General features: G+C 52.4%; 24 protein-coding genes and 1 pseudogene. 15 read left to right on the forward strand and 10 right to left on the reverse strand.

What is annotated here, in order from left to right; all coding sequences use genetic code 11:
• Positions 1-11: 11 nt before the first annotated feature.
• Positions 12-1244, forward strand: a complete 1233-nt coding sequence (locus J1785_RS16430) for an MFS transporter (RefSeq protein WP_217219926.1) — start codon at positions 12-14, stop codon at positions 1242-1244.
• A 33-nt stretch (positions 1245-1277) separates the two neighbouring features.
• Here the strand turns inward: J1785_RS16430 and lpxM are convergent, their stop codons facing one another.
• The 3 genes from lpxM to znuA form a co-directional block, all read right to left on the reverse strand.
• Complete coding sequence (lpxM, locus tag J1785_RS16435) at positions 1278-2258, reverse strand: lauroyl-Kdo(2)-lipid IV(A) myristoyltransferase (protein ID WP_129990817.1); 981 nt, start codon at positions 2256-2258, stop codon at positions 1278-1280.
• Between the two features lie 93 nt (positions 2259-2351).
• Positions 2352-3686: a murein DD-endopeptidase MepM gene (gene mepM, locus J1785_RS16440; protein ID WP_129951097.1), complete on the reverse strand. Its 1335-nt coding sequence runs from the start codon at positions 3684-3686 to the stop codon at positions 2352-2354.
• A gap of 20 nt (positions 3687-3706) precedes the next feature.
• Positions 3707-4639, reverse strand: coding sequence for a zinc ABC transporter substrate-binding protein ZnuA (znuA, locus tag J1785_RS16445; RefSeq protein WP_129990818.1), 933 nt, complete (start codon positions 4637-4639; stop codon positions 3707-3709).
• A gap of 95 nt (positions 4640-4734) precedes the next feature.
• Between znuA and znuC the strand changes: the two genes are divergently transcribed.
• Positions 4735-5493, forward strand: a complete 759-nt coding sequence (gene znuC / locus J1785_RS16450) for a zinc ABC transporter ATP-binding protein ZnuC (protein ID WP_129951095.1) — start codon at positions 4735-4737, stop codon at positions 5491-5493.
• Complete coding sequence (gene znuB, locus J1785_RS16455) at positions 5490-6275, forward strand: zinc ABC transporter permease subunit ZnuB (protein WP_129951094.1); 786 nt, start codon at positions 5490-5492, stop codon at positions 6273-6275. The genes znuC and znuB overlap by 4 nt, the downstream gene beginning before the upstream one ends.
• 45 nt (positions 6276-6320) lie before the next feature.
• Here znuB and J1785_RS16460 read toward each other — a convergent pair whose 3' ends face one another.
• Positions 6321-7700, reverse strand: a complete 1380-nt coding sequence (locus J1785_RS16460; RefSeq protein ID WP_129951093.1) for a cation:proton antiporter — start codon at positions 7698-7700, stop codon at positions 6321-6323.
• Between the two features lie 154 nt (positions 7701-7854).
• Between J1785_RS16460 and J1785_RS16465 the strand changes: the two genes are divergently transcribed.
• Positions 7855-8160: an EthD family reductase gene (locus J1785_RS16465; protein ID WP_129951092.1), complete on the forward strand. Its 306-nt coding sequence runs from the start codon at positions 7855-7857 to the stop codon at positions 8158-8160.
• Positions 8161-8261: 101 nt separating this feature from the next.
• Here J1785_RS16465 and J1785_RS16470 read toward each other — a convergent pair whose 3' ends face one another.
• Positions 8262-8588, reverse strand: a complete 327-nt coding sequence (locus tag J1785_RS16470; RefSeq protein ID WP_129951091.1) for a hypothetical protein — start codon at positions 8586-8588, stop codon at positions 8262-8264.
• A gap of 331 nt (positions 8589-8919) precedes the next feature.
• Here J1785_RS16470 and J1785_RS26790 point away from each other — a divergent pair, with 331 nt between their 5' ends.
• The 6 genes and pseudogenes from J1785_RS26790 to wrbA all read left to right on the forward strand — a co-directional run bounded on the left by J1785_RS26790 (position 8920) and on the right by wrbA (position 12625).
• On the forward strand, positions 8920-10200 hold the full coding sequence (locus J1785_RS26790; RefSeq protein WP_238483247.1) for a YadA C-terminal domain-containing protein: 1281 nt from the start codon (positions 8920-8922) through the stop codon (positions 10198-10200).
• A gap of 62 nt (positions 10201-10262) precedes the next feature.
• Complete coding sequence (locus J1785_RS16480; protein ID WP_129951090.1) at positions 10263-10484, forward strand: hypothetical protein; 222 nt, start codon at positions 10263-10265, stop codon at positions 10482-10484.
• 213 nt (positions 10485-10697) lie between these two features.
• Positions 10698-11147 carry an STM2901 family protein gene (locus J1785_RS16485; RefSeq protein WP_217219919.1) on the forward strand — a complete coding sequence of 150 codons (450 nt, stop codon included), beginning with the start codon at positions 10698-10700 and terminating at the stop codon, positions 11145-11147.
• Entirely contained in the window at positions 11132-11461 is a 330-nt protein-coding gene (locus J1785_RS16490; protein ID WP_238483248.1) for a DUF1493 family protein, read from the forward strand. The genes J1785_RS16485 and J1785_RS16490 overlap by 16 nt, the downstream gene beginning before the upstream one ends.
• A gap of 120 nt (positions 11462-11581) precedes the next feature.
• Positions 11582-11766: pseudogene (locus tag J1785_RS16495) on the forward strand (transposase); the annotation flags it as partial.
• Positions 11767-12025: 259 nt separating this feature from the next.
• Entirely contained in the window at positions 12026-12625 is a 600-nt protein-coding gene (gene wrbA, locus J1785_RS16500; protein WP_129951089.1) for an NAD(P)H:quinone oxidoreductase, read from the forward strand.
• Between the two features lie 36 nt (positions 12626-12661).
• Here the strand turns inward: wrbA and J1785_RS16505 are convergent, their stop codons facing one another.
• From J1785_RS16505 to fusA, 3 genes are all read right to left on the reverse strand, one after another.
• A complete protein-coding gene (locus J1785_RS16505; protein ID WP_129951088.1) occupies positions 12662-12973 on the reverse strand; it encodes a CcdB family protein in 312 nt (103 codons plus the stop codon).
• Entirely contained in the window at positions 12973-13266 is a 294-nt protein-coding gene (locus J1785_RS16510; RefSeq protein ID WP_238483249.1) for a type II toxin-antitoxin system CcdA family antitoxin, read from the reverse strand. The genes J1785_RS16505 and J1785_RS16510 overlap by 1 nt, the downstream gene beginning before the upstream one ends.
• 82 nt (positions 13267-13348) lie before the next feature.
• Positions 13349-15454 carry an elongation factor G gene (gene fusA / locus J1785_RS16515; RefSeq protein WP_217137840.1) on the reverse strand — a complete coding sequence of 702 codons (2106 nt, stop codon included), beginning with the start codon at positions 15452-15454 and terminating at the stop codon, positions 13349-13351.
• Between the two features lie 237 nt (positions 15455-15691).
• On the opposite strand from fusA, the gene J1785_RS16520 reads away from it, so the two are divergent.
• Positions 15692-16045 (forward strand): ArsR/SmtB family transcription factor, encoded by a 354-nt coding sequence (locus J1785_RS16520; protein WP_129951085.1) that lies wholly within the window; start codon positions 15692-15694, stop codon positions 16043-16045.
• Here the strand turns inward: J1785_RS16520 and J1785_RS16525 are convergent.
• Complete coding sequence (locus J1785_RS16525; protein WP_217219929.1) at positions 16042-16959, reverse strand: LysR family transcriptional regulator; 918 nt, start codon at positions 16957-16959, stop codon at positions 16042-16044. The genes J1785_RS16520 and J1785_RS16525 overlap by 4 nt on opposite strands.
• Before the next feature lie 124 nt (positions 16960-17083).
• Between J1785_RS16525 and J1785_RS16530 the strand changes: the two genes are divergently transcribed.
• The 3 genes from J1785_RS16530 (at position 17084) to J1785_RS16540 (ending at position 20242) form a co-directional block, all read left to right on the forward strand.
• Positions 17084-17668, forward strand: a complete 585-nt coding sequence (locus J1785_RS16530) for a chromate transporter (protein ID WP_129990822.1) — start codon at positions 17084-17086, stop codon at positions 17666-17668.
• Entirely contained in the window at positions 17668-18186 is a 519-nt protein-coding gene (locus tag J1785_RS16535) for a chromate transporter (RefSeq protein WP_418952332.1), read from the forward strand. The genes J1785_RS16530 and J1785_RS16535 overlap by 1 nt, the downstream gene beginning before the upstream one ends.
• A gap of 94 nt (positions 18187-18280) precedes the next feature.
• Entirely contained in the window at positions 18281-20242 is a 1962-nt protein-coding gene (locus J1785_RS16540) for a glycoside hydrolase family 3 protein (RefSeq protein ID WP_217219920.1), read from the forward strand.
• 6 nt (positions 20243-20248) lie between these two features.
• Here J1785_RS16540 and J1785_RS16545 read toward each other — a convergent pair whose 3' ends face one another.
• Complete coding sequence (locus tag J1785_RS16545) at positions 20249-20932, reverse strand: O-methyltransferase (protein WP_217219924.1); 684 nt, start codon at positions 20930-20932, stop codon at positions 20249-20251.
• Positions 20933-21284: 352 nt separating this feature from the next.
• Here J1785_RS16545 and J1785_RS16550 point away from each other — a divergent pair, with 352 nt between their 5' ends.
• Positions 21285-23396 (forward strand): TonB-dependent siderophore receptor, encoded by a 2112-nt coding sequence (locus tag J1785_RS16550; protein WP_129951079.1) that lies wholly within the window; start codon positions 21285-21287, stop codon positions 23394-23396.
• Positions 23397-23433: the final 37 nt, after the last annotated feature.

Raw genomic sequence — 23433 nt, forward strand, 5'->3', positions numbered from 1 at the left:
GTATTAACGTTATGTCGTCCGTTTCCGAACCCGCTTCGCGGTTGAATTTTCGCCAGAGGTTGTTCCCGCTGTCGCTGGTGTTATTCGAATTTGCCACCTATATCGCCCACGATATGATCCAGCCGGGTATGTTGCGGGTGGTCAGTGATTTCAGTGCCAGTGCCGACTGGGTTTCCACCTCACTGACCGCGTATCTGTGCGGCGGTATTTTGCTGCAATGGCTGCTGGGTCCGCTGTCCGACAGGCTCGGACGCAGACCTGTCCTGCTGGCAGGCGTGGCCTTCTTCACCGCCACGTGCCTGCTGACAGTTTTTACCCAAAACATTGAACAATTCATTCTGATGCGCTTTTTACAGGGCATGAGTCTGTGCTTTATCGGTGCAGTGGGTTATGCCGCCATTCAGGAAGCATTCAGTGAAACAATGAGCATTAAACTGATGGCGCTGATGGCTAACATCACGCTGATAGCCCCCCTGCTCGGGCCGCTGGCTGGCGCGGCGTTTATTCATTATGCGCCATGGAAAGCCATGTTTGTGTTGTTCTCGCTGGTCTCTGCATTTTCATTCTGGGGTCTGTGGCGCAGCATGCCGGAAACTGCCACCGGACGCGGGGAAAGATTTTCAATACGCCGCTTACTGACCGATTACCGCGAAGTGTTCAGCAATACCGGCGTGATTCTCGGGTCGCTGTCCATCGGGCTGATCACCCTCCCGCTGCTGGCGTGGGTGGCGCAGTCACCGGTATTACTGATTCAGGATGCCGGTATGACGCCGCTACAGTACGGATGGTTACAGGTGCCGGTATTCGCCGGGCTGATGATCGGTAATATCACACTCAGCAAAATCAGTGGGAAAGTGAATATCCGCACACCCGTCTGGATAGGCATTGTCCCAATAGTGCTCGGTCTGGCGGTCAGCGCCGGTGCCGCGCTGTTTATGGTGCACGCCTGGGGCTGGATAATTGGCGGGCTCAGCCTGTATGCGCTGGGCTCAGGGCTGGTAAATGCCGGGCTTTACCGTCTGACACTGTTTTCCAGCCCGACCGGCAAAGGCACCGTTGCGGCGACGCTGGGGCTGATCACAATTGTGGTATTTGCGGCGGGCATCGAAGTGGCAAAGCAGTTGTATTTCGTACTCGGCAGCGGCATGTTTATGCTGACGGGTATGATTTCCGGCGCGACCGGCGTATTGCTGATTGCCGCGTTCCTCAGGCGTATCCCTGAAAAAAACATACAAAAAAGCTGAGGTGTGAGCCTCAGCTTTTCAAATTTTTAATGGTTACTTTTTGGGATAAAGTTCTTTGCGCGAATAAGGCTCAGGTTCACCCGGCTTTCGGGTTTTAAGCAGCTTGAGGATCCAGGTGTACTGTTCCGGATTCGGTCCGACCAGCACTTCCACCTCCTCGTTCATCCGCCGTGCGATGCGATTGTCATCGGCAGTGGCCAGATCATCCATCGGCGGGCGCACATAAATATCCAGCCTTTGTTCGTGGCCGTTATAGACAGGGAACAGCGGGATGATCGACGCACGGCACACTTTCATCAGACGTCCGACCGCAGGCAATGTTGCCTTGTAGGTGGCAAAGAAATCGACGAATTCACTGTGCTCAGCGCCGTGATCCTGATCCGGCAGATAGTAACCCCAGTACCCCTGACGCACTGAACTGATGAACGGCTTGATGCCGTCATTACGCGCATGCATTCGACCACCAAAACGACGGCGAACGGTATTCCACAGATAATCGGTCAGCGGGTTTTTCTGATTATGGAACATAGCGGCCATCGGCTGTCCGTCAGCGGCCATCAGCATCGCCGGGATATCCACAGCCCATCCGTGTGGCACCAGAAAAATCACATTTTTGCCTTCGGCATGCATCTGGTCGACAATTTCTTTGCCGTGCCAGTGAACACGCTGCATGATTTTTTTAGGATCACGGAGGGCCAGTTCAGCCATCATCACCATAGATTGCGGAGCGGTGGCAAACATCTCATCGATGATATGTTCACGTTCAGCTTCAGGTGTTTCGGGCAGACAATACAGCAGATTAATTTGCGCACGACGACGTGCGCCTTTCGCAAATTTTCCGGCCAGACGGCCAAGGCTGCCTAAAATAGGGTCGCGAACCTTCGCCGGCAGATATGCCATTCCGGCCATCGCTCCGACGCCCAGCCAGACGCCCCAGTAGCGCGGATGATAGAAGGCTTTCTGAAATTGCGGAATAAATTCAATAGTCGATCGTTTTTCTTTTTCTGGCTGCATGCTCAGGCTCTTATGACAAATTCTGCCTTAATGATAAGTGCAGTGATTTATTTTGCAATAAATCACTGCCTTGGAAAATTAAGCGCGAAGAGATCAGTCAAGCTTCAGTTGAGGAACAACCTCACGAACAGTGGCCAGATAAGTACTGCGATCTTTACCTGTCAGCCCTTCCGTTCTCGGCAGTTTTGCCGTCAGCGGATTCACAGCCAGCTGGTTAATCCACATTTCAAAATGCAAATGCGGGCCGGTTGAACGGCCGGTATTGCCGGACAGTGCGATGCGATCGCCCCGTTTCACTTTCTGACCGGGTTTCACCAACAGCTTACGCAAATGCATATAACGGGTCATGTACTGACGACCGTGACGGATGGCAACATAGTTACCCGCAGCGCCGCCATTCTTGGCAACGACCACTTCACCATCGCCCACCGCCAGCACCGGCGTACCGACAGGTACGGCGAAATCGACGCCACGGTGCGGTGCTATGCGCCCGGTCACCGGGTTCAGACGACGCGGGTTGAAATTAGAAGAAACGCGGTATTGTTTACCGGTCGGGAAACGCAGAAAGCCCTTCGCCAGCCCGCTGCCGGTGCGGTCATAAAATTTGCCGTCTTCAGCCCGGACAGCGTAATAGTCTTTGCCGCCGGTACGCATATGCACGGCCTGCAATTCACTTTGCTCATTCTTACCGTCCAGTACTTCGTGGGACATCAGCACCGCAAAGTCGTCGCCTTTCTTCAATTTACGGAAATCAAGTTGCCACTGCAGTGCTTTAATAACAGCACTGACTTCAGCGCTGCTCAGCCCTGCGGCTTTGGCGCTGGTGACAAAACTGCCGTTCAGCGTCCCTTTCAATACTGAATCTTTCCATTCCCCTTTCAGGGTTTCCAGAGAGGATTTAAACGTGTTGCCCGAACGGTCAAAGGTGTAAGTTTCGCGACGTGATTTTTCCCATGTCAGGCGTTGCAAATCACCGGCATCATTGAGCGTCCACGAAATTTGCTGACCGATTTTCAGATTACGTAAATCACGGTTGGCATCTGAAAGTGCAGCGATTTCTGACATATCAATGCCGTACTGATTCAGAATGCTACTCAGCGTATCGCCGGTAGAAACCACATATTCATGTACGCCGGCTTCATTGACTGTTTTATCGTCAAGATCATCTTGCGGAATGTCATCATCGGCGGGGGGAGACTGGTCGATAGGCTCGCTGGCTTCAGGAAGCAGTGAACGTAATTGCTGGTTATCAAGGGTGATATTTTTAACCAGCGGTTTGGTATCGGAAAGGTCATTGTCCGGGTGATAGGCTAACGGTTTCCATACGGCCACAGCCAGTGTGACGACGGTAAGTGACCCCAGCATAATGCGATGGGGCCGCGGAAGGTTGCTATACGCCAGAGCGATAGATCGGGCTATCAGCTGCACTTAAATTCTGTCCTTTTAGCTTACTTCAGGCAGCTCAGGTACTGGTTCGCCAGCTGTGACAAAAAGTTCACGTAGCTGTCCGCACCGAGTGCAATGCTGCTCCCCAAGGGATCCAATGTGCCCATACGCACTTTTGTTCCCTGGGCAACAGCCGTTATGACGGCTGGCCTGAATTGTGGCTCAGCAAAAACGCAGGTCGCTTTTTGCTCAACCAACTGTGTTCGAATGAGATGTAATCGCTGTGCACCAGGTTGAATTTCGGGGTTGATCGTAAAGTGACCACGTGGCGAAAGGCCGAAGTGTTTTTCAAAGTAGCCATAAGCGTCGTGAAAAACAAAATATCCCTTACCCTGCACAGGCTGCAGCATAGTACCAATATTTTTGTCAGTTTTTGTCAGCCCGTCTTCAAAACGTGCCAAATTTACATCTAATTGTTGCTTTTTCTGCGGAACCAGCTCTGCGAGCTTGTTGTGGATCTCAATGGCGGCTTCGCGGGCGATTTCCGGTGACAACCAGACGTGCATATTATATTCGCCATGGCGGTGTTCATCCGCCTCATGCTCATGCTCATGAGCCTCGTCATGTTCATCGTCATCACTGCCTTTCATTAGCAATGGTTTCACTGCCGGTAACGTCGCGATGGCGACCTGACGGATTGGTGGCAGTTGCGCTGCTGACTTGGTCATAAACGCTTCCATTTCCGGCCCCACCCATACCACCAGATCGGCGCTGCGCATACGCTGAATATCGGAAGGGCGTAATGCAAAATCATGAGGCGACGCCCCGTCCGGCAGCAACACTTGCGTCGGCATGACGCCGTCGGCAATAGCGGATGCGATAAAACCCAGCGGGCGTACGGAAGCCAGAACAGCGGCCTGCGTGCTGAAAACCGCACCTGAACTTAATATTGCGGCGGCCAGAAACATCCGTTTAACGCTTTTTTTCTGTATCATGCTGAGTGAACTCATCTTCGGGTTGGGGGAAAACTGGTTATTTTTAGCGAAACGCAATATTATAACATCCGATTTGTTCTGCAAGACCCTATGACATGTCCACATTAGCTACGCTCCAAAATATTTCAGTGACTTTCGGTGCACGACGGGTGTTGTCCAACATCTCGTTAAGTCTGCAACCGGGGAAAATTCTGACCCTTCTCGGCCCGAATGGCGCGGGAAAGTCCACATTAGTGCGCGTTGTGCTTGGCCTGATTGCGCCAACAGAAGGCAAGATGACCTGCGAACCCGGTTTACGTATCGGCTATGTTCCGCAGAAAATTCATCTCGATCCTACCATGCCGCTGACCGTCAGCCGTTTTATGCGACTGAAGCCCGGTGTGAAGAAAAGCGATATTTTGCCCGCCCTGAAACGCGTACAGGCCGCGCATCTGCTGGATCAACCGATGCAAAAACTCTCCGGCGGCGAAAACCAGCGTGTTCTGCTGGCGCGTGCGTTAATGAACAGCCCGCAGTTATTGGTACTCGATGAGCCGACTCAGGGCGTTGACGTCAACGGACAACTGGCGCTGTACAACCTGATCGACAGCCTGCGCTGCGAATTGGGTTGCGCCGTGCTGATGGTTTCGCATGATTTGCATCTGGTGATGGCGAAAACGGATGAAGTGTTGTGCCTGAACCAGCACATCTGCTGTTCCGGCTCGCCGGAAGTGGTCTCTGCGCACCCTGAATTTATTGCGATGTTCGGTAATCGTGGCGCAGAACAGCTGGCTATTTACCGACATAACCATAACCATCGTCATGATTTAAAGGGAAAGATAATTTTGCGCAACACCGGAGGTCGTGACGCATGATCGCGCTGTTATTACCTGGCTGGCTGGCAGGCGTTTTGCTGGCAATTGCCGCCGGCCCGCTGGGCTCGTTCGTCGTCTGGCGTCGTATGTCCTATTTCGGCGATACGCTGGCTCATGCGTCACTCCTCGGCGTAGCCTTTGGTTTACTGCTTAATATTAATCCTTTTTATACCGTTATCGCCGTCACTTTATTGCTGGCCGTATTGCTGGTATTGCTCGAACGTAAACCGCACCTGGCTGTCGATACCCTGCTCGGGATTATGGCGCACAGCGCACTGTCACTCGGGCTGGTGGTCGTCAGCCTGATGTCCGGCGTGCGTGTGGATCTGATGGCATATTTGTTCGGTGATTTGTTGTCGGTGACATACAGCGACATCTGGATGATTGGCGTTGGCGTAACGGTGGTGATTGCAGTGCTGTGCTGGCAATGGCGGGCGCTGCTTTCCATGACCATCAGTCCGGAACTGGCGCATGTCGATGGCGTAAACCTGCAACGTTCGCGCATCATCCTGATGCTGGTAACGGCGCTGACCATCGGTCTGGCGATGAAATTCGTCGGTGCGCTGATCATCACCTCATTGCTGATTATTCCCGCCGCGACCGCGCGGCGCTTCGCTAAAACGCCGGAACAAATGGCGTATGTGGCGGTGATAACGGGCATTGTTGCCGTGACCGGCGGCCTGACGTTCTCGGCATTCTATGATACACCTGCCGGCCCTTCTGTCGTGCTGTGTGCCGCGGTGTTATTTATGTTCAGCCTCAGTAAAAAACAGATTGCCTGACCGCAACGCCTGAGACAAAAACGGACGCCCTGAGCGTCCGTTTTTTTATGCATCTTCCTGCTGCCTTTTTTCCCGTGCTTCCCGTTCTTCCTGCGCCGCCTCCTGCCTCGCCTGCCGCCAGTGCAACACCGGTGATACCGTTATGCCGTGGATAACCACGCTGGCGACAATCACCGTGAACGCAATGTTAGTCATATAGTTGGCGTCCGCACCATGCAGTCCGTGCGTCCAGGCATAAGCGATATAATTCATACTGCCGATACCGCGAATACCAAACCAGCCGAGCATCAGCCGTCTCCCCTTCGGCACATGTACGCCGATTGTCGTGATATAAACAGCCAGAGGACGGATGACAATAAACAGCAGCGCGGCGATCAGCAGTCCCGTCGGTTCCCAGTGTTCTGCCAGCGTGATTCCAAGCACCATGACAATTCCCGCAGCAAAAATCCGCTCAATGGTATCGCCGAACGACAGTGCATCACCTACCATCAGTCCGATCGAATTGCGTGGCATTTCCGCTTGCATCGAGTGACGCTGGTGAGGATTGACCATGACTTCAGCGGGTGGCGGACGCGACCCCTCACTCAGATCTTCCGGCGGATGCAGGGAGACGACGCGTACTTCCGCGCTGCGAAGCCCGACACCGGCGGCAAATGCCGCAAGGAAACCGGAAGCATCGAGAGATTGCGCAGCCGCATAGCTGAGCGCTATCAGCGACAGCGCCAGAAAATCACTCGGTGCAACCGTACGCTGACGGCTGTGAAAACGCGTCGCACTGAGCCCGACCAGTTTCCCCATCGCAAAACCAATTGCCAGCCCGCCGAGCAACGCCCAGACCACATCGCGCCATGCCCAGTGCCACCATTCGTGTGAAGATAATCCGTCCTGCGCCGTGAACAGCATCAGCGCCAGCATCAGCACAGGCAGCGCCGAACCATCGTTCATCCCTGCCTCGCTGGAAAGCGCAACCCGCAACCCGTCGTCATCATTGGCATCATTCACGGCAATCATGCTGGCCAGCACCGGATCCGTCGGCGCGATAATGGCACCCAATGCAAGGGCCAGCGGCCAGGAAATACCGGTAATGTAATGAGCAATAGCGGCGACGCACAGGACGGTGAGTAACATGGCAGGAAAAGCGAGTAATACACCAACACGCCAGCTTTGTGCGCGAAAAGGCAAGCGGAGTTTCAGTCCGGTAATAAATAATGACGCCGCCATGGCGATTTCAGTGAAATGAGCGGTGAGCGTGGAATACGCCACCAGATCGATATGCAATAAATTCAGAACCCAGGGACCACAAACGATCCCCGCAGCCAGATATAAACCGAACGTTGTCACCGGACCGCGGGAAATCCACCCGGATGCGAGCGACATAATCAATAGCAGTCCTCCGACCGCCGCTGTCCAACCTAAAAATCCCATGTCTATCCCATGCTAAATATCAATTCATTAAGCATAGTACATGTATGCAGATGAATGATTTTTCAGATAAATAACATCGGGCACAAATGGCGAGGCATATCATTAGCCGGTAAGCTAAAATTGATTTTTATCCGGGAATAAGACGAGACATAAAATGATTAAATACAGTGTGCTGTATCCAAATATTGAAAACGGAACCTTTGATCATGATTATTATCGGGATGTACATTTACCCTTGATCAAACGCAGGATGGGGGAGTTTTGCCATTCTTACGCCATCGATAAAATACCCGCAGATGCACCGGCGGAGGCGCCCTTCATCGCCGCCTGCCATATTTATTGCAACTCAATGGAAGACTTCGAAAAAGGCATGCAAGGTAATGCTGCAGATTTCGTCGCCGACGTGGCGAACTTCACTAATATCGAACCGGTGAAGATGATTTTCGACGTTGTGGTCTGACGTTTCCACCCAGCCCTGATCGTAAAAAAGGCGATTAACCTCTCTGGGTAATCGCCTTTTTTCACGTTCTTTATCTCGCACACCACGTCCTGTCAGCGCAATTATTGGGTCAGCAACTTTTTGATGGGCGCACTCGGTTCGCGCTTAATGGTATGTAAAAACTCCTGGGCTTTGTCATTGACGGCATAATCGGCAGTCACACCAAAGTCCTGCACCATCGCCCACTTTTCAAACAGGGCTTCATCACTGTTACGTATAAACCACAACATTCTCACTGCGGTTACCGCCACCTGAGGGATCTGTGTCACCGTACCATTGATCCACTTATTTAACGTGCTGCGTGGCAGTCCGAGCAGAATACACAACGCGGGCTGATCAATATCCAGCCTCCGGACATAGTCCAGGAATTCTTTTGCGTTATCTGCCATTCACTTATCCCCAATTTCTTAAACCCGCGCATATTGTACAAGAATCTTATAGATATTTCATCTGGTCGCTACTGGCGACTAAAAACGCTCCTTTTGATAGTTACAGAAACAAAAACTCGTGTCTGTTAGCCACCAAAGATGGCTCTGGATGAAACAAACTCATGTAGCGCAATAACTTTACGTTTCTTGACATAAGTCAAATGACCGGTTGATGTGTGAAGCAAGTCACATTCATTGTATGTATGATTTTGTTGAAGAGACAAAAACATCATCCTGATAACACCTCTTATTTGTCGCTAATAGATACTTATTTCAAGATCGGAAAAAACAAATGAACACTCAGTTTACAGAATGCAACATTCAGATCATCGCCGCTGGCAAAGCCGGTAAGAAACACAGGCTTCAGGCTCCGGCGGACTTCCGGGCACTACGCATAGCCGTTCAGCGCATATGCCTTGGTGTGGTGCTCTCAACAAGTGTTATTCCGGCTGTTCATGCACAACTTTCGGGGGATGACCTGGAGGCTGCCAAAGCCTACTTTGCCAATAATCCGGAAATTCCTTCAGATAAGCAGAATGAGATCTTGCGGAAAAACGACCTTATTCAGGTTTCCGACTATCTCAAAAACAACACCTACTGGAATGGTTCAAGCAATGTTCAGATGCCTGTTTTTGATCCCCTGGCAAGAATGGAAACGCCGATGACACAGACAGCCACTCTTCCCATGACCAACCTGACTCCGGCGGAACACACGATTTCGGTTGCGCAACCACCTGTCAAAAATGATCCAACAGGAACGCCGGTATTACTCACCCCCATAAAAAATGATCCCACAGGTATACCGGTAGACGTTCAGACACAGATGCAAAAAAAACAAGCTGAACAGGTTGCTTTGCGTTATGCGGCGGCGAATGCCCCTCATGATGGCCTTGATGGTAAAGATGGAATCGATGGCAAAGATGGCGCTAAGGGCGACACCGGCTTAGCAGGTACTGACGGAAAAGATGCCGACATGTCTAAAGTTAATGCCAACAGCGAAGCTATCCAGGGTGATGAAATGGCAGAAGCGAATCGTCAGCGGACTTCGATGCAACATGTGGATGTGGTTGCTCTCGCCCAGACAGCTCAGGACTCAACACAGAAAACGCAGGCAGAAACGAAAAAACAGATCGCCGCCGCTCAGGCTAAAGTTGCCCATGAACAGCAGATCGAACATATATACTACGATCAGCAAATCCAGCAATTAGCCGCAGGAGCTCACGCCGAAGTCTTAGCGGAATCCCACAGCCGGGCTGCGGGCGATGCCCGTACACTGGCTCAGGCAAATGACTACACCAATAAAAGATTTTCTGATCTGAAAACGCGGGTTGATGACAACAAAAAAGAAGCGGCGGCCGGTTCAGCCTCTGCCATGGCTCAGGCCAATATTCCGCAGGTGCAGGAATCTCAGCAGTTCGCGGTGGGTGCTGGTGTGGGCGGTTATGATTCAGAGAATGCCCTGTCAGTCGGTGCTTCCTTCCACGCGGGCAGGGCCACCATCGTAAAAATGTCAGTCTCCGACGACTCACAGAATAACGTGGGTTATGGCGCAGGCATGAGCGTTGGCTGGTAATCGCACGATTAAAAAGAGGCTGACCGTTTCAGCCTCTTCATCTCTTTCAAGGCCAGTCACAAATGAAAAAACGCCATAGCGATAAATTCAAACACCTGCCGCCGGAGCAGCAATATGTCTGCCTGAAAATGTTACAGCGCGTCGAGGAAACCCCTCTGACCGAGGGTGTGACGGGCGTTGCCGTCTCGGTGATAATGAAAGACGGTCACACTGCCACGCTCAGTAAGTTTATTGCCAAACCGGATGAAGTCTCCATATTGGTCAGTTGGGAAAGCGCCCCCTGACAGGGGTATGTAAGCACACCTGTTTTAGTTTCACGGACTTTTTGAAACCTCCGGGTCTTTGATCTCCTCACAATATCGGTGCCAGGATAAATCAGAGATCCGGGCCTGTTTGATCACTGCTGATCTACTCCCTGAAAACTTCTTTTTAGCCTCCTTTCCCTTATTCTTGGTGGTAGTATTTCGATAACTTAAACCTGGAATGGAAGCGATTAGATGGACACTACTGAAACGCTAAACGGGACATACTTCTACCACGGCAACGACAACGTTACTAAAGAAGAGTTGTTTTGGTTAATCTTCCTGGAGTCCTTCTCCCATCACGCCGGAATAGAAATAGAAACTGCGGCAACCATCATTGCTGGAGCGCCACTTATACCCAAACGCAAAGTCTTAGGTTCAAAGGGTAACAGGACAAGCATTGCATCAAAAATGTCACGCAGAATCTTCAGGGATGCGAAGCTTTCAAACAACCTGAAAATCCCGACAATCGCCTATGGTCAGGTAAGGAACACAAACCAGATTGGTACTATTGTTGGTCGCTGGGTTCCGTATTTAGGTTACGCTCAGGCGGTAATAATTTCTGCAATCGTGGCAAAGGATACACGCGATAAATACAACCTTATCGCCTACCCTCAGGACCGCATTGCATGGCCGTATTTCTGATGGAAGTAGATGAAAATGAGATTCTCAATTACATCACGGAAAAATACAGTGAGTGGAGGAAACCTGTCAGCAAAGACTGGACGTTTCAGGAACACTTTAATTTAGTGACTGACGAATTAGGGGAAATGCTGATTGACCTCTTCACTCGGTATGGCATCAGCTATGACAACTTTAATCTCGATAATTATTTTGAGCCTGAATTGCCGTGGTGGTGGTTTCGGCTTCGACGGCAGTACAAAAACAAGGTGTACAAACCTCTTACTGTCGAGATGATTATTGAGTCTGCTAAGGCCGGAAGATGGCTTTACGATTAAGGGCCGTATGCCCCCTTTTTCACATTATGCTGTCTGGCGGTCATTCTTTAGTCCCCCCTGAATTTAGTCTTACCGCTTGATAGAGTTACCTGGTTAAAATACAACCAAAGGAGGCTCATCATGAAGAAAGCGCGTTTCACTGAAACTCAGATTCTGCGAGTTCTAAAAGAAGTTGAAGGGGTCGGCATGTTAAGGATGTGTGCCGCGAAAACGGCGTGTCGGAAGCCAGCTATTACAAGTGCAAATCTCAATACGGCGGTATGGAGTCCTCTGATATCAAACGAATGAAAGAGCTGGTTAAGCAGTTATGTCCCATCCATGCCCCATGAGGTAAAAGGGGGCTGTATAAAATAAGCTTAATTGCTCTAATTAATTGAAGAGACTGTTCAAAAATTTGCGTTTGTAACTCCCCGATGATGCGCGGACGATGGACTTTCCCGCTCATTACAATCACCGACTGGTGGAGGAGAAAACGTGGGATTTTTAAGCGGATTTTTCGCCCGTATTACCGGACAGAAGCCCGCATCCGATACGGAAAAAACATCACCTCATGAGGAGTTAAAAATGGCAAAAGTACTGGTTCTCTATCATTCCATGTATGGTCATATTGAAACGATGGCACAAAGTGTTGCAGAAGGTGCACGCAGCGTACCCGGGGTTGAAGTCACGATAAAACGCGTACCCGAAACCATGCCTGAAGAGGCTTTTAAAGCCGCTGGCGGTAAAACTGACCAGATTGCGGAAGTGGCATCGCCCGCTGAGCTCGCTGATTACGATGCCATCATTTTCGGGACACCGACCCGTTTTGGTAATATGTCAGGACAAATGCGTACCTTCCTCGATCAAACCGGCGGGCTATGGGCTAAAGGCGCACTGGCAGGCAAAGTCGCCAGCGTATTCAGTTCAACCGGCACCGGCGGCGGACAGGAAACGACCATCACCTCGACCTGGACCACCCTCGCCCACCACGGCATGATTATCGTCCCGATTGGTTACACTACGCCGGAACTGTTTGATATTTCACAGGTTCGCGGCGGTACCCCTTACGGTGCAACCACGCTTGCCGGTGGCGATGGTTCACGACAGCCAAGCGCAGAAGAACTGCGTATTGCCGTACATCAGGGCAAACACGTCGCGAACATCGTCAGTAAACTGGTCAGCTAATTCGGCGTGTATAAATAAGGCGCAAATGTCTGCGCCTTAAATTCCTGTCACCAGTAAATCCAGAGCAGCCACGACATCCGCACGATGAATATCGGCATTAAACTCGGGCTCATGTCGCAACTGCGTTGTACTGACGCTGGTGAGCAGATTTGTCATCAGCACATATTGTTGATTTTGTATACGCACCAGAGGGTGAAGATGCCTGACGGGCCTCAGATTACTGAGTGAAGTCAGCGGGATCACTACCCGTTCGTTCAGTCTTTCAAATAATGGATTCTGAATATCCATAAAATAGGGATAAAGGTTTTTGCCATCCCCCCTGTTTTCATACACATCAAATTGCGCCATTACAATACTCCGCGTCCCTGAGAGAAGAGTCCTGCCTTTTCAGTAAAGGCATTGCATGAATCCATTGCTTGCTGATTTTCTTCTAAAAAAAGTGCCCTTTGTTTCTCTTTCACCGCTTCTCCTAATGCTTTATCAAACGTGGCTGACAGGTTAATGCCGAATGCTTTGGCCTGTTCAAGCAGATCGGCACTCAATGTGACATTGGTTCGCTTCTTATTTCCTGCTATGGATAACATAACACCCTCTTTATACACACATGACATGCGCACAAGAGTGTCACACAATGAAGCCATAATCTATCGCATCCTTTTCAAAAACCAAAAAAACGGCCCTTGCGGACCGTTTTGTCTCTGGCGGAGAGTACGCCTGTTATGCTTATTTTCCACGCGATGCAATGATATTTTCCGCCACATTGCGTGGTGCCTCGGCATAGTGGTTGAACTCCATGCTGTAGGTTGCACGGCCTTGCGACATCGACCGCAAAACGGTGGAGTAGCCGAACATTTCAGACAGCGGCACTTCGGCTTTGATAATTTTACCGCCACCGCCCGCGATCTCTTCCATGCCCTGCACCGTACCGCGACGCGATGATAAATCTCCCATCACGCCACCGGCATACTCTTCCGGTGTTTCCACTTCCACTTTCATCATCGGTTCCAGAATCACCGGATCGGCACGTTTCGCTGCTTCTTTGAAACCAAAGATCGCCGCCATTTTGAACGCCATTTCTGAGGAATCGACCTCGTGGTAAGAACCAAAGGTAAGCGTCACCTTCACATCCACCACCGGATAGCCCGCCAGAATGCCGTTGTTCAGCGCTTCCGTGACCCCTTTTTCGACAGCGGGGATATAGTCGCGCGGCACCACACCTCCCTTGGTGGCGTCAACGAACTCAAAGCCCGTTCCCGCAGGCAGCGGTTCGAGGGTGAAGACCACATGACCATACTGACCTTTACCGCCGGACTGACGCACAAACTTCCCTTCGACGTCGGTGACCGTTTTGCGCACCGTTTCACGGTACGTTACCTGAGGTTTGCCGATGTTGGCTTCCACACCAAATTCACGCTTCATACGGTCAACGATGATTTCCAGATGCAGTTCGCCCATGCCGGAAATGATCGTCTGGCCGGATTCCTCATCCGTACGGATGCGAAACGACGGATCTTCTGACGCCAGTCGTGACAGCGCGATGCCCATTTTCTCCTGGTCAGCTTTGGTCTTTGGCTCGATGGCCTGCGAAATCACCGGATCCGGGAATTCCATGCGCACCAGCGTGATGATATCAGACGGGTCACACAGCGTTTCCCCGGTGGTGACATCTTTCAGCCCCACACAGGCGGCAATATCACCGGCACGGATTTCGTCAATCTCGATACGATCATTGGCATGCATCTGCACGATACGGCCAATGCGCTCTTTCTTGCCGCGTACCGGGTTATACACGCTGTCGCCTTTTTTCAGCACGCCGGAATAAACGCGAACAAACGTCAGCTGGCCGACATACGGGTCCGTCATCAGTTTGAACGCCAGGGCCGAGAATTTCTCACCGTCATCGGAATGACGGAAGGCTTCGTTACCGTCTTCATCCGTGCCGGCAACCGGTGGAATATCCAGCGGAGAAGGCATCAGTTCGATCACGGCATCGAGCATGCGCTGCACGCCTTTATTCTTGAATGCACTGCCACACAACATCGGCTGGATTTCCCCGGCGATGGTGCGCAGGCGCAATCCTTCGGTAATTTCATCCTCGGTCAGCGAGCCTTCCTCAAGATATTTATCCATCAGTGCGTCATTGGCTTCGGCGGCTGCCGAGACCATTTTCTCGCGCCATTCTTCCGCCAGTGCCTGCAATTCTGCCGGGATGGCTTCATAGGTAAAGGTCATACCCTGTGTCGCGTCGTCCCACAAAATGGCGCGCATTTTGCGCAAATCCACGACACCGGTGAAATGTTCTTCTTTACCGATGGGGATCACAACCGGCACCGGATTGGCTTTCAGACGGTCCACCATCATCTGACGGACACGAAAGAAATCTGCACCCTGACGGTCCATTTTGTTAACGAACGCCAGACGCGGCACGTTGTATTTATTGGCCTGACGCCAGACGGTTTCAGACTGTGGCTGCACGCCGCCCACGGCGTCGTACACCATCACCGCACCGTCGAGTACACGCATGGAACGTTCCACCTCAATGGTGAAATCCACGTGCCCCGGGGTATCGATAATGTTAATCCGGTGCTCATCGAACGAGTGATCCATCCCGCGCCAGAAACAGGTCACGGCGGCAGAGGTAATCGTAATGCCGCGCTCCTGTTCCTGAGCCATCCAGTCTGTGGTCGCACCGCCGTCATGCACTTCTCCCAGCTTATGATTCATGCCGGTGTAGAAAAGTATACGCTCGGTGGTGGTGGTTTTACCTGCGTCGATGTGTGCTGAGATACCGATATTGCGGTAGCGCTCGATTGGCGTTTTGCGAGCCATATAACGTCCTTACTGGTTGATGGCTAAGTTGGCGGAGAGTGGTTTTCACGTCCCGTCACAAAGTAATGGGTACTAAAATTCTTAATGCGAAGAGTATACTACAATTGTACGTGTATAATCGTACAATTATTTTATTCTATCGATGAAATCGGTCAGTGGCCGTCGCGTTGTACAGCAGCAGAGGGATAGGCTATATTGCGCGGCCGCCGATGAGCGTCGTTAACGTAAAGGAACAATATGATAGCCAACCACCCTGAGCGGGAGCAGATCCGCCTCGAAAATGTTCTGACTGCGCTGGGAAATCCGTTACGCCTGGCCGTTGTGCGCACGCTGGCCAAAGGTGGCGAGCATCCCTGCGGCACGTTATTGCAGGGTTTGTCGAAATCGACGCTGACCCATCACTGGCGTGTATTACGTGACAGCGGTGTCATCTGGCAGCGCCCGGACGGCCGCGCCAATTTGCTTTCACTGCGCCGCGACGATCTGGACGCGCGCTTCCCCGGCCTGCTCGATTCGCTGCTGAATGCCATCGAATCTGACGGCATTACGCTGGAATCCACCCGCAAACACATTTCCGGGCAACATCTTTAATCTGCCTTCAGTTGCGTTTTCACGAGATCGCAAAACATATTGATTATAGCGGATGAATGACTGTCTTCCCGCCGCGCAAGATACAACGGTGCGCTAAGTTGTGTGGCGGTGTCCAGCGGCAAAAATACCACGCCGTCTCCGCCCAGCCGGGTCATGGATTCCGGCACAATAGAAATCCCCAGTCCGGCACCGACCAGACTCAGACAGGAAGTTAAACGCGGCGCTTCCTGCACAATGTGCGGACTGAAACCGGCGCGGACATATGCCCCGAGTATGGCATCGTACAACCCCTGCCCGGCCCGCCGCCGGTATAAGACAAAAGGTTCGTTACTCAGATCTTCAAGTCTGAGCGGCTGACCGGCCGTTTGCGATGCCAGTTTGTGCCCCGCCGGCACGGCCACCCACATCGGTTCATCCAGCACTTTTTCCATCTCTAATTCCGGCATATCTTTGACGCGCATGCGCACAAAAGCGACATCCAGCTCCCCCGCCACCACGGCGGACAGCAACTCGCCGCTGCCACTTTCCTCAAGCTGAGTACTGACCGCCGGATAAATTGTCCGATAGCGACGCAGCAGTGCGGGGACGAAGGTATGCAGCGCGGCGGAACTGGTAAAACCGATGCGGATCCGTCCCTGTTCGCCCTGCGCAGCGCGGCGCATGGCGGCACTGAGCTGAGCGGCGCGCGCCAGCACGGCACGGGCCTCCTGTAATAACACTTCACCCGCTTCGGTCGGAACCACACCGCGCGGCAAGCGCTCTAATAAAGAGATACCAAATTCCTGTTCCAGTCCCTGTAACAGGCGCGTCAGCGGTGGCTGCTGGATAAACAGCAGTTCTGCGGCGCGGGTAATGCTGCCCGCTTCCACCACGGTGACAAACGCATTCAGACGTTTCAGTTCAATCATATCCATACCTACAGAGTATCTTTCGCCATTAATAAATGCATTAGACATCATGGCACATCCACGCGCATGATCCTTAACAGAATTTTACGCCTCAGACGGCTTTGAATGACTTTTAAGGGGGTGTGTGAAAATGTCAGCACAAACGCAGGATAAATTAATGACTGATACAGAGGTTCAGAGCGCGCCGCAGCCCGGTTGCCGGCAACTGTTTATGGGTTTTTTCATCCTTGGCCTGACCGGTTTCGGTGGCGTATTGCCCATGGCGCGGCACATGCTGGTGGAAAAACGCCGCTGGCTGACTGCAGATCAGTTCACCGAACTGCTCGGACTGTGCCAGTTTTTACCCGGCGGTAATATTATTAATCTGTCGGTCGCCCTGGGGATGGAGTTTCGCGGGTTACGTGGCGCATTATCGGCGCTGCTCGGGCTGATCCTCGCACCGACGATTTGCGTGGTGCTGCTCGGCCTGGTGTATGCACGTTATCAGAACCAACCGCTGGTGGAACATCTGTTCGCCGGGATGGCGGCCGCCGCCGCCGGTTTACTGCTCTCGACCGGCATCAAAATGCTCGCCCCGTTACGGGGTAAATGGTTGCAACTGGCGCTGGTCGCTGTCGGTGTGATGGCGATTGCTGCGTTCCGCATGCCTATGCTGCCCGTCATGCTGGTGCTGGCCCCGGTCAGTATTTTCATCTGCGCGAGGAGTAAATTCTGATGCCGGTTCTGCTTTCTCTTGCCCTGTTATTTACCGAACTTTCCGTGCTGGCATTTGGTGGCGGAAATACCATTCTGCCTGAGATGCAACGGGCGGTGGTACAGGTGCATCACTGGATGAGCGCGCAGGAATTCAGCGCCCTGTTCGCTCTGGCGCAGGCCGCTCCCGGCCCGAATATGATGATCGTGCCGCTGATTGGCTGGCAGGTTGCCGGATGGTCAGGCCTGCTGGTGTCCTCGCTGGCAAAATTTGGCCCGTCCTCGATTATTACGCTTATTGTGATGGGCGGCTGGAAACGTTACAAAGACCGTCCCTGGCGGCAAATTGTGCAGCGCGGGCTGGTACCGGTAACCGTCGGGCTGGTGGTATCAAGCGGATTACTGATCGCCAAAGCGTCAGCGACCACACTGCCCCTGGCTGGGGTGATCGCGCTGTGCACGCTGCTGTCGCTGAGTAAGCGAATCCATCCGTTGTGGGTACTGGCCGTTGGCGCGGTGCTCGGACTGGCATTCGGCTGACATCATTGCGAAGCAGATCGCAACATTCAGCAGGCAAATAGGTTATTGATTGGGAATTGAGTTCTTCTATAGTTATCAACCATTAAGGACGATGATGAAAATCAAACCTCTGAGCCTTGCTGTCGCTGCCCTGCTGCTTTGCTCACCTTCTGTTTTTTCCGCCGATAAACAACCGGAACTTAGCCAGCGCGAAGTAACGCTGCTGACTGTCGACGGTTTACAGTTCAAGGATCTCAATCATTCCGGGAAACTGGAACCTTATGAAGACTGGCGGTTGACGCCGCAGGCACGCGCAGCGGATCTGGTGAAACGCATGACGCTGGAAGAAAAAGCCGGTGTGATGATGCACGGTTCCGCACCGACCGCCAGCAGTCCGGTTGGGGCCGGGACGTATTATGATACAGATGCGGCGGAAAAGATGATTGCCGGCACCAAAGTGAACAGTCTGATCACCCGGCTTTCTGCGGATGATCCGGCCGTGATGGCCCGGGAAAACAATAAACTGCAACAGATTGCCGAAAACACCCGACTCGGCATTCCGGTCACCATCAGCAGCGATCCGCGTAACTCATTTGAATATCTGGTCGGCGCGAGTACCTCTTCCGGTAAATTCACCCGGTGGCCGGAAACTTTAGGACTGGCAGCGATTGGGGATGAAAAACTTACCCGTCGTTACGCCGATATTGTCCGTCAGGAATATCTGGCCGTCGGCATTCGTGAGGCACTTTCACCGCAGGCTGATCTGGCAACAGAGCCACGTTGGGCACGTATCAGCGGTACCTTCGGCGAAGATCCGACGCGGGTGCATAACATGGTGCGCGGTTATATCGAAGGGATGCAAAACGGTGCCGACGGGCTCAATCAGGGCAGCGTGATCGCTGTGGTCAAACATTGGGTCGGGTACGGTGCGGCTGAAAACGGTTTCGACAGTCACAATGTTTACGGCAAAAACGCCGTCTTCCCCGGCAACAATCTCAAAGAACACATTTATCCTTTTACCGGCGCGTTTGAAGCCAATGTCGCCAGCGTAATGCCGACGTATTCGATCCTGAAAAATGTCTCCGTGGACGGTAAACCGCTCGAACAGGTCGGAGCCGGATTCAGCCATCAGTTGCTGACCGATATTCTGCGCGGACAATACGGTTTCAAAGGCGTCATTCTCAGCGACTGGCTGATCACCAGCAATTGTGAAAATGATTGCCTGAACGGTTCGCCGCAAGGCAAAGAACCGGTGCCGGGCGGCATGTCATGGGGCGTTGAAAACCTGACGCCGCAGCAGCGTTTCGTGAAAGCCGTGCAGGCGGGTGTTGATCAGTTTGGCGGCGTGACCGACTCGCAGTTGCTGGTCAATGCGGTGAATGAAAAGCAGCTGACTGAACAGCGTCTGGACGAATCTGTCGTGCGTATTCTTGAACAAAAATTCAGGACCGGTCTGTTTGAAAATCCGTATGTCGATGTGCAGTACGCCACCCGGACCGTCGGGCGGGCTGACTGGCAAAAAGAAGCCGATGCGGCTCAGGGACATTCGCTGGTACTGTTGCAAAACACCGGAGACGTGCTGCCGCTGAAAAAAGGCAAAAAAATCTGGCTGTATGGCATCGGACCGCAGGCCGCAAAAGCAGCCGGTTTTACCGTGGTGGATACGCCGGAGAAAGCCGATATTGCGCTGATCCGCGCCCATGCGCCGTATGAACAACCGCATAAAGCCTGGTTCTTCGGCAAACGCCATCATGAAGGTTCACTGGCCTTTACCGGCGACAATGCGGATTATCAGGCCATTGTGAAAGCCAGCAAAGCGGTGCCGACAATCGTGACTGTTTATCTCGACCGTCCGGCGATCCTGACCAATGTGACAGACAAAGCGAAAGCGGTTATCGGTAATTTTGGTGTCAGCGATACCGTGCTGTTTAGCCGCCTGACCAGCCCTGAAGCTTATACCGGAAAGCTACCGTTTGAACTGCCATCGTCTGAGGAAGCGGTGCTCAGACAACAATCCGATATGCCGCATGACAGCGAAAACCCGCTGTTTGACATTGGCTTCGGGCTGGCGCGTTAAGCCCGGTTAACCGGTGACCCGTGCCAGCACAAAACCGTCCCAGCCTTTGCTGCCGACGGTTTGCAGCGCGGTCGCAGATAAACGCGGCTCCTGTTCGATCATCTCAATGAAGCGACGCACGCCCTGTACCCGGGCGTCGTCGCTGTGCGGATCCACCACCGCACCCTCCCGCACCACGTTATCGCCAATAATCAATGTACCCGGTTTCGACAGTTTCAGCGCCCACTCGAGATACAACGGATTACCCGGTTTGTCTGCATCAATGAAAATCAGATCAAACGGGGCTTCTGCCTGAAGCCCTGGCAGCGTTTGGGCGGCAGGACCGACGTGTAAGGTAATTTTGTCCTGCAAACCGGCCAGTTCAATATTGGTTTTTGCGACACGGGCGTGATGCGGATCGGCTTCCAGTGTCACGACTTTTCCGAGCGCCGGTAATGCCCGCGCCAGCCAGAGTGTGCTGTACGCGCCGAGCGTGCCGATTTCCAAAACTTTTTGCGCGCCGGTAATTTGTGCCAGGAGCGCCAGTAATTTCCCCTGATTGGGTGCCACATCGTGCGCGGGTAAACCGGCCTGATGGTTATTTTTCAGCACCTGTTCCAGAACCGGATCGCTTTGCACGAGATGACTTACCAGATAATCATCGACCGCAGCCCATTTCCCGTTGTACTCCTCCTGACTCCCCTGACTCATTTTCGCCTCCCGGCAGTGAATTTTAGGTAATGAAAATATTTAAAAATGCCCTATTAACCGTAATCACTCGCGGCCATTTTTGCCCGAATTTTTAGTGCCCCTCTCAAAATACCCTCGTTTTCATCAGGTTAAAACTGCGTCATTTCACACTTTTTGAAGTAAGTTCCCTTGAATTTACAAAATAATAATGATAACAATTATCATTAAGTTTAACATTTGCCAGGTTCGGTTACGTTACCGTCTGTCACGTATAGCCGTTTTTAGGCGGAACAAATGTTGGCTTTTGGGTTTATTACACATGCATCAATTAATCACTCAATAATTTATTGAGTTATTTATAGGGATTATGAATATGTTGTTGGCTTTCCCCCTCAAACGCTCGGTGCTCATGTGCGCGCTGGCAATGCCGGTTGCCTCAATGGCAGCTGAAGACACCGTCATTGTCAAAGCTGCGCCTGCGGATACCGCCGATGCGCCGACCCAGGGTTACAGCGCGAAAACCAGTAAAAGCGCGACCAAAACGGATCAGCCGCTGATTACCACGGGCCAGGCAGTTTCTGTCGTGACCCGTCAGCAAATGACGGATCAGAATGCCACCACCGTCAACGCTGCGCTGAACTATACACCGGGCGTATTCACCAACTTTGCCGGCGGCGCAACGCGTTATGACACCATCTCCCTGCGCGGTTTCCATGGCGGTGACGTCAACAACACCTTCCTCGATGGCCTGCGTATCCTCAGCGATGGCTCGACCTACAACTCCATCCAGGTTGACCCATGGTTCCTGGAACGTATTGATGTGGTGAAAGGCCCCTCTTCTGCCCTCTACGGTCAGAGCATTCCTGGCGGCGTGGTGGTGGAATCGACCAAGCGCCCGCAGTTTGCTGAAGAAGGTCATTTCCAGCTTTCCGGTGGCACGCAAAATACTAAAGGCGGCGCGTTCGACTACACCAACGCCATCAATGATCAGCTGGCGTTCCGTCTGACCGGTATGACCCGCAGCAGCGATACGCAGTATGATCATCAGCGTGAAGAGCGTTACGCGATTTCGCCACAACTGTTGTGGACGCCGGATGAAAACACCTCGCTGTTACTTCGCGCGTATCTGCAAAAAGATCCGTCCGGTGGCTACCATGCCGCCGTTCCGGCTGACGGCAGCCTCTATGGACAGAAACTGAGCCGCGGTTTCTTTGATGGTGAAAGCACGCGCAATCAGTTCAAACGCTGGGAACAAATCTACAGCTACGAATTCCAGCATGCATTTAACGATGTATGGTCATTCCGCCAGAACGCCAACTACACCCATTCCAATACCGAACTGGATCAGGTGTATCAGGCCGGCTGGAATGCGGATCGTACCGAGATGAGCCGTTATTATTCCGGTGAAAAATCATCCCTGGATACCTTCGCGATTGATAACCAGCTTGAAGCGGATTTCGCCACCGGCGAACTGGCGCATAAAGTGGTGCTGGGCTTTGACTATTCCCACTTTATCAATGATGTGAAATCTGACGCTGCTTACGCTGAAAACCTCAACCCGTACACCGGCGTGGGCGGTGATGCACTGGATTATTACAGCCTTAAACGCGGTAAAAACCGTTATGAGCAGATGGGTACCTATCTGCAAGATGAAATGAACTGGAACAAATGGTATCTGACCCTGTCAGGCCGTTACGACACGCTGAAAACCTCCAGCCGCAGCTACGAAAGCATTTACGGCACGCAGAGCAACAGCGAACGTAAAGACAGCCACTTTAACAGCCGCGCTTCCCTGCTGTACGCCTTCGACAACGGGATTTCTCCGTACGTCAGCTACAGCCAGGCGATGACGCCATCTGCCCTGCCGGGCGCTGACGGCACGCTGCTGAAACCGATGCAGAGTGAGCAATACGAAGCCGGGATCAAATACCAGCCTGTCGGTACTTCTGATATGTACACCGCGGCGCTGTATGATCTGACTCAGAAAGATGTGGGTAACCGCGTGGTGGTCGGCAGCTACTACGAGCCGGCGGGTAAAATCCGCTCACAGGGGCTGGAGCTGGAAGCTAAGAAACAGGTTACCGAACGCTTCAACGTGATGGCCGGTTACACCTACAACAAAGTGCGTATCCGTGATGCGGCTGAGAACAACGGTAACACACCGTATGTGACGCCAAAGCAAATGGCTTCCATCTGGGGTCAGTACAACACGCCGATTGGTGTGGATATGGGTGCAGGTGTTCGTTACATCGGCACCCAATGGGCGGATAACGAAAACACCCGCCACATGCCTTCCGCCACGCTGGTTGACGCGTCACTGCGTATGAATCTGGTGCAGTTCAATCCGCAACTGAAAGGCGCCTATGTGCAGCTGAACGCTAACAACCTGTTCGACAAAAAATATGTCGCAGCCTGTTACGGCACCAGCTACTGCTACTGGGGTCAGGAACGGACGGTGGTGGCTACAGTAGGTTACGATTTCTGATAGATTTTTCAGCTCTTCCCCCTGCGAAGTAATACCC

Origin of the sequence: Rahnella perminowiae (assembly GCF_019049755.1) — a bacterium.
Classification (GTDB): Bacteria; Pseudomonadota; Gammaproteobacteria; order Enterobacterales; family Enterobacteriaceae; genus Rahnella; species Rahnella perminowiae.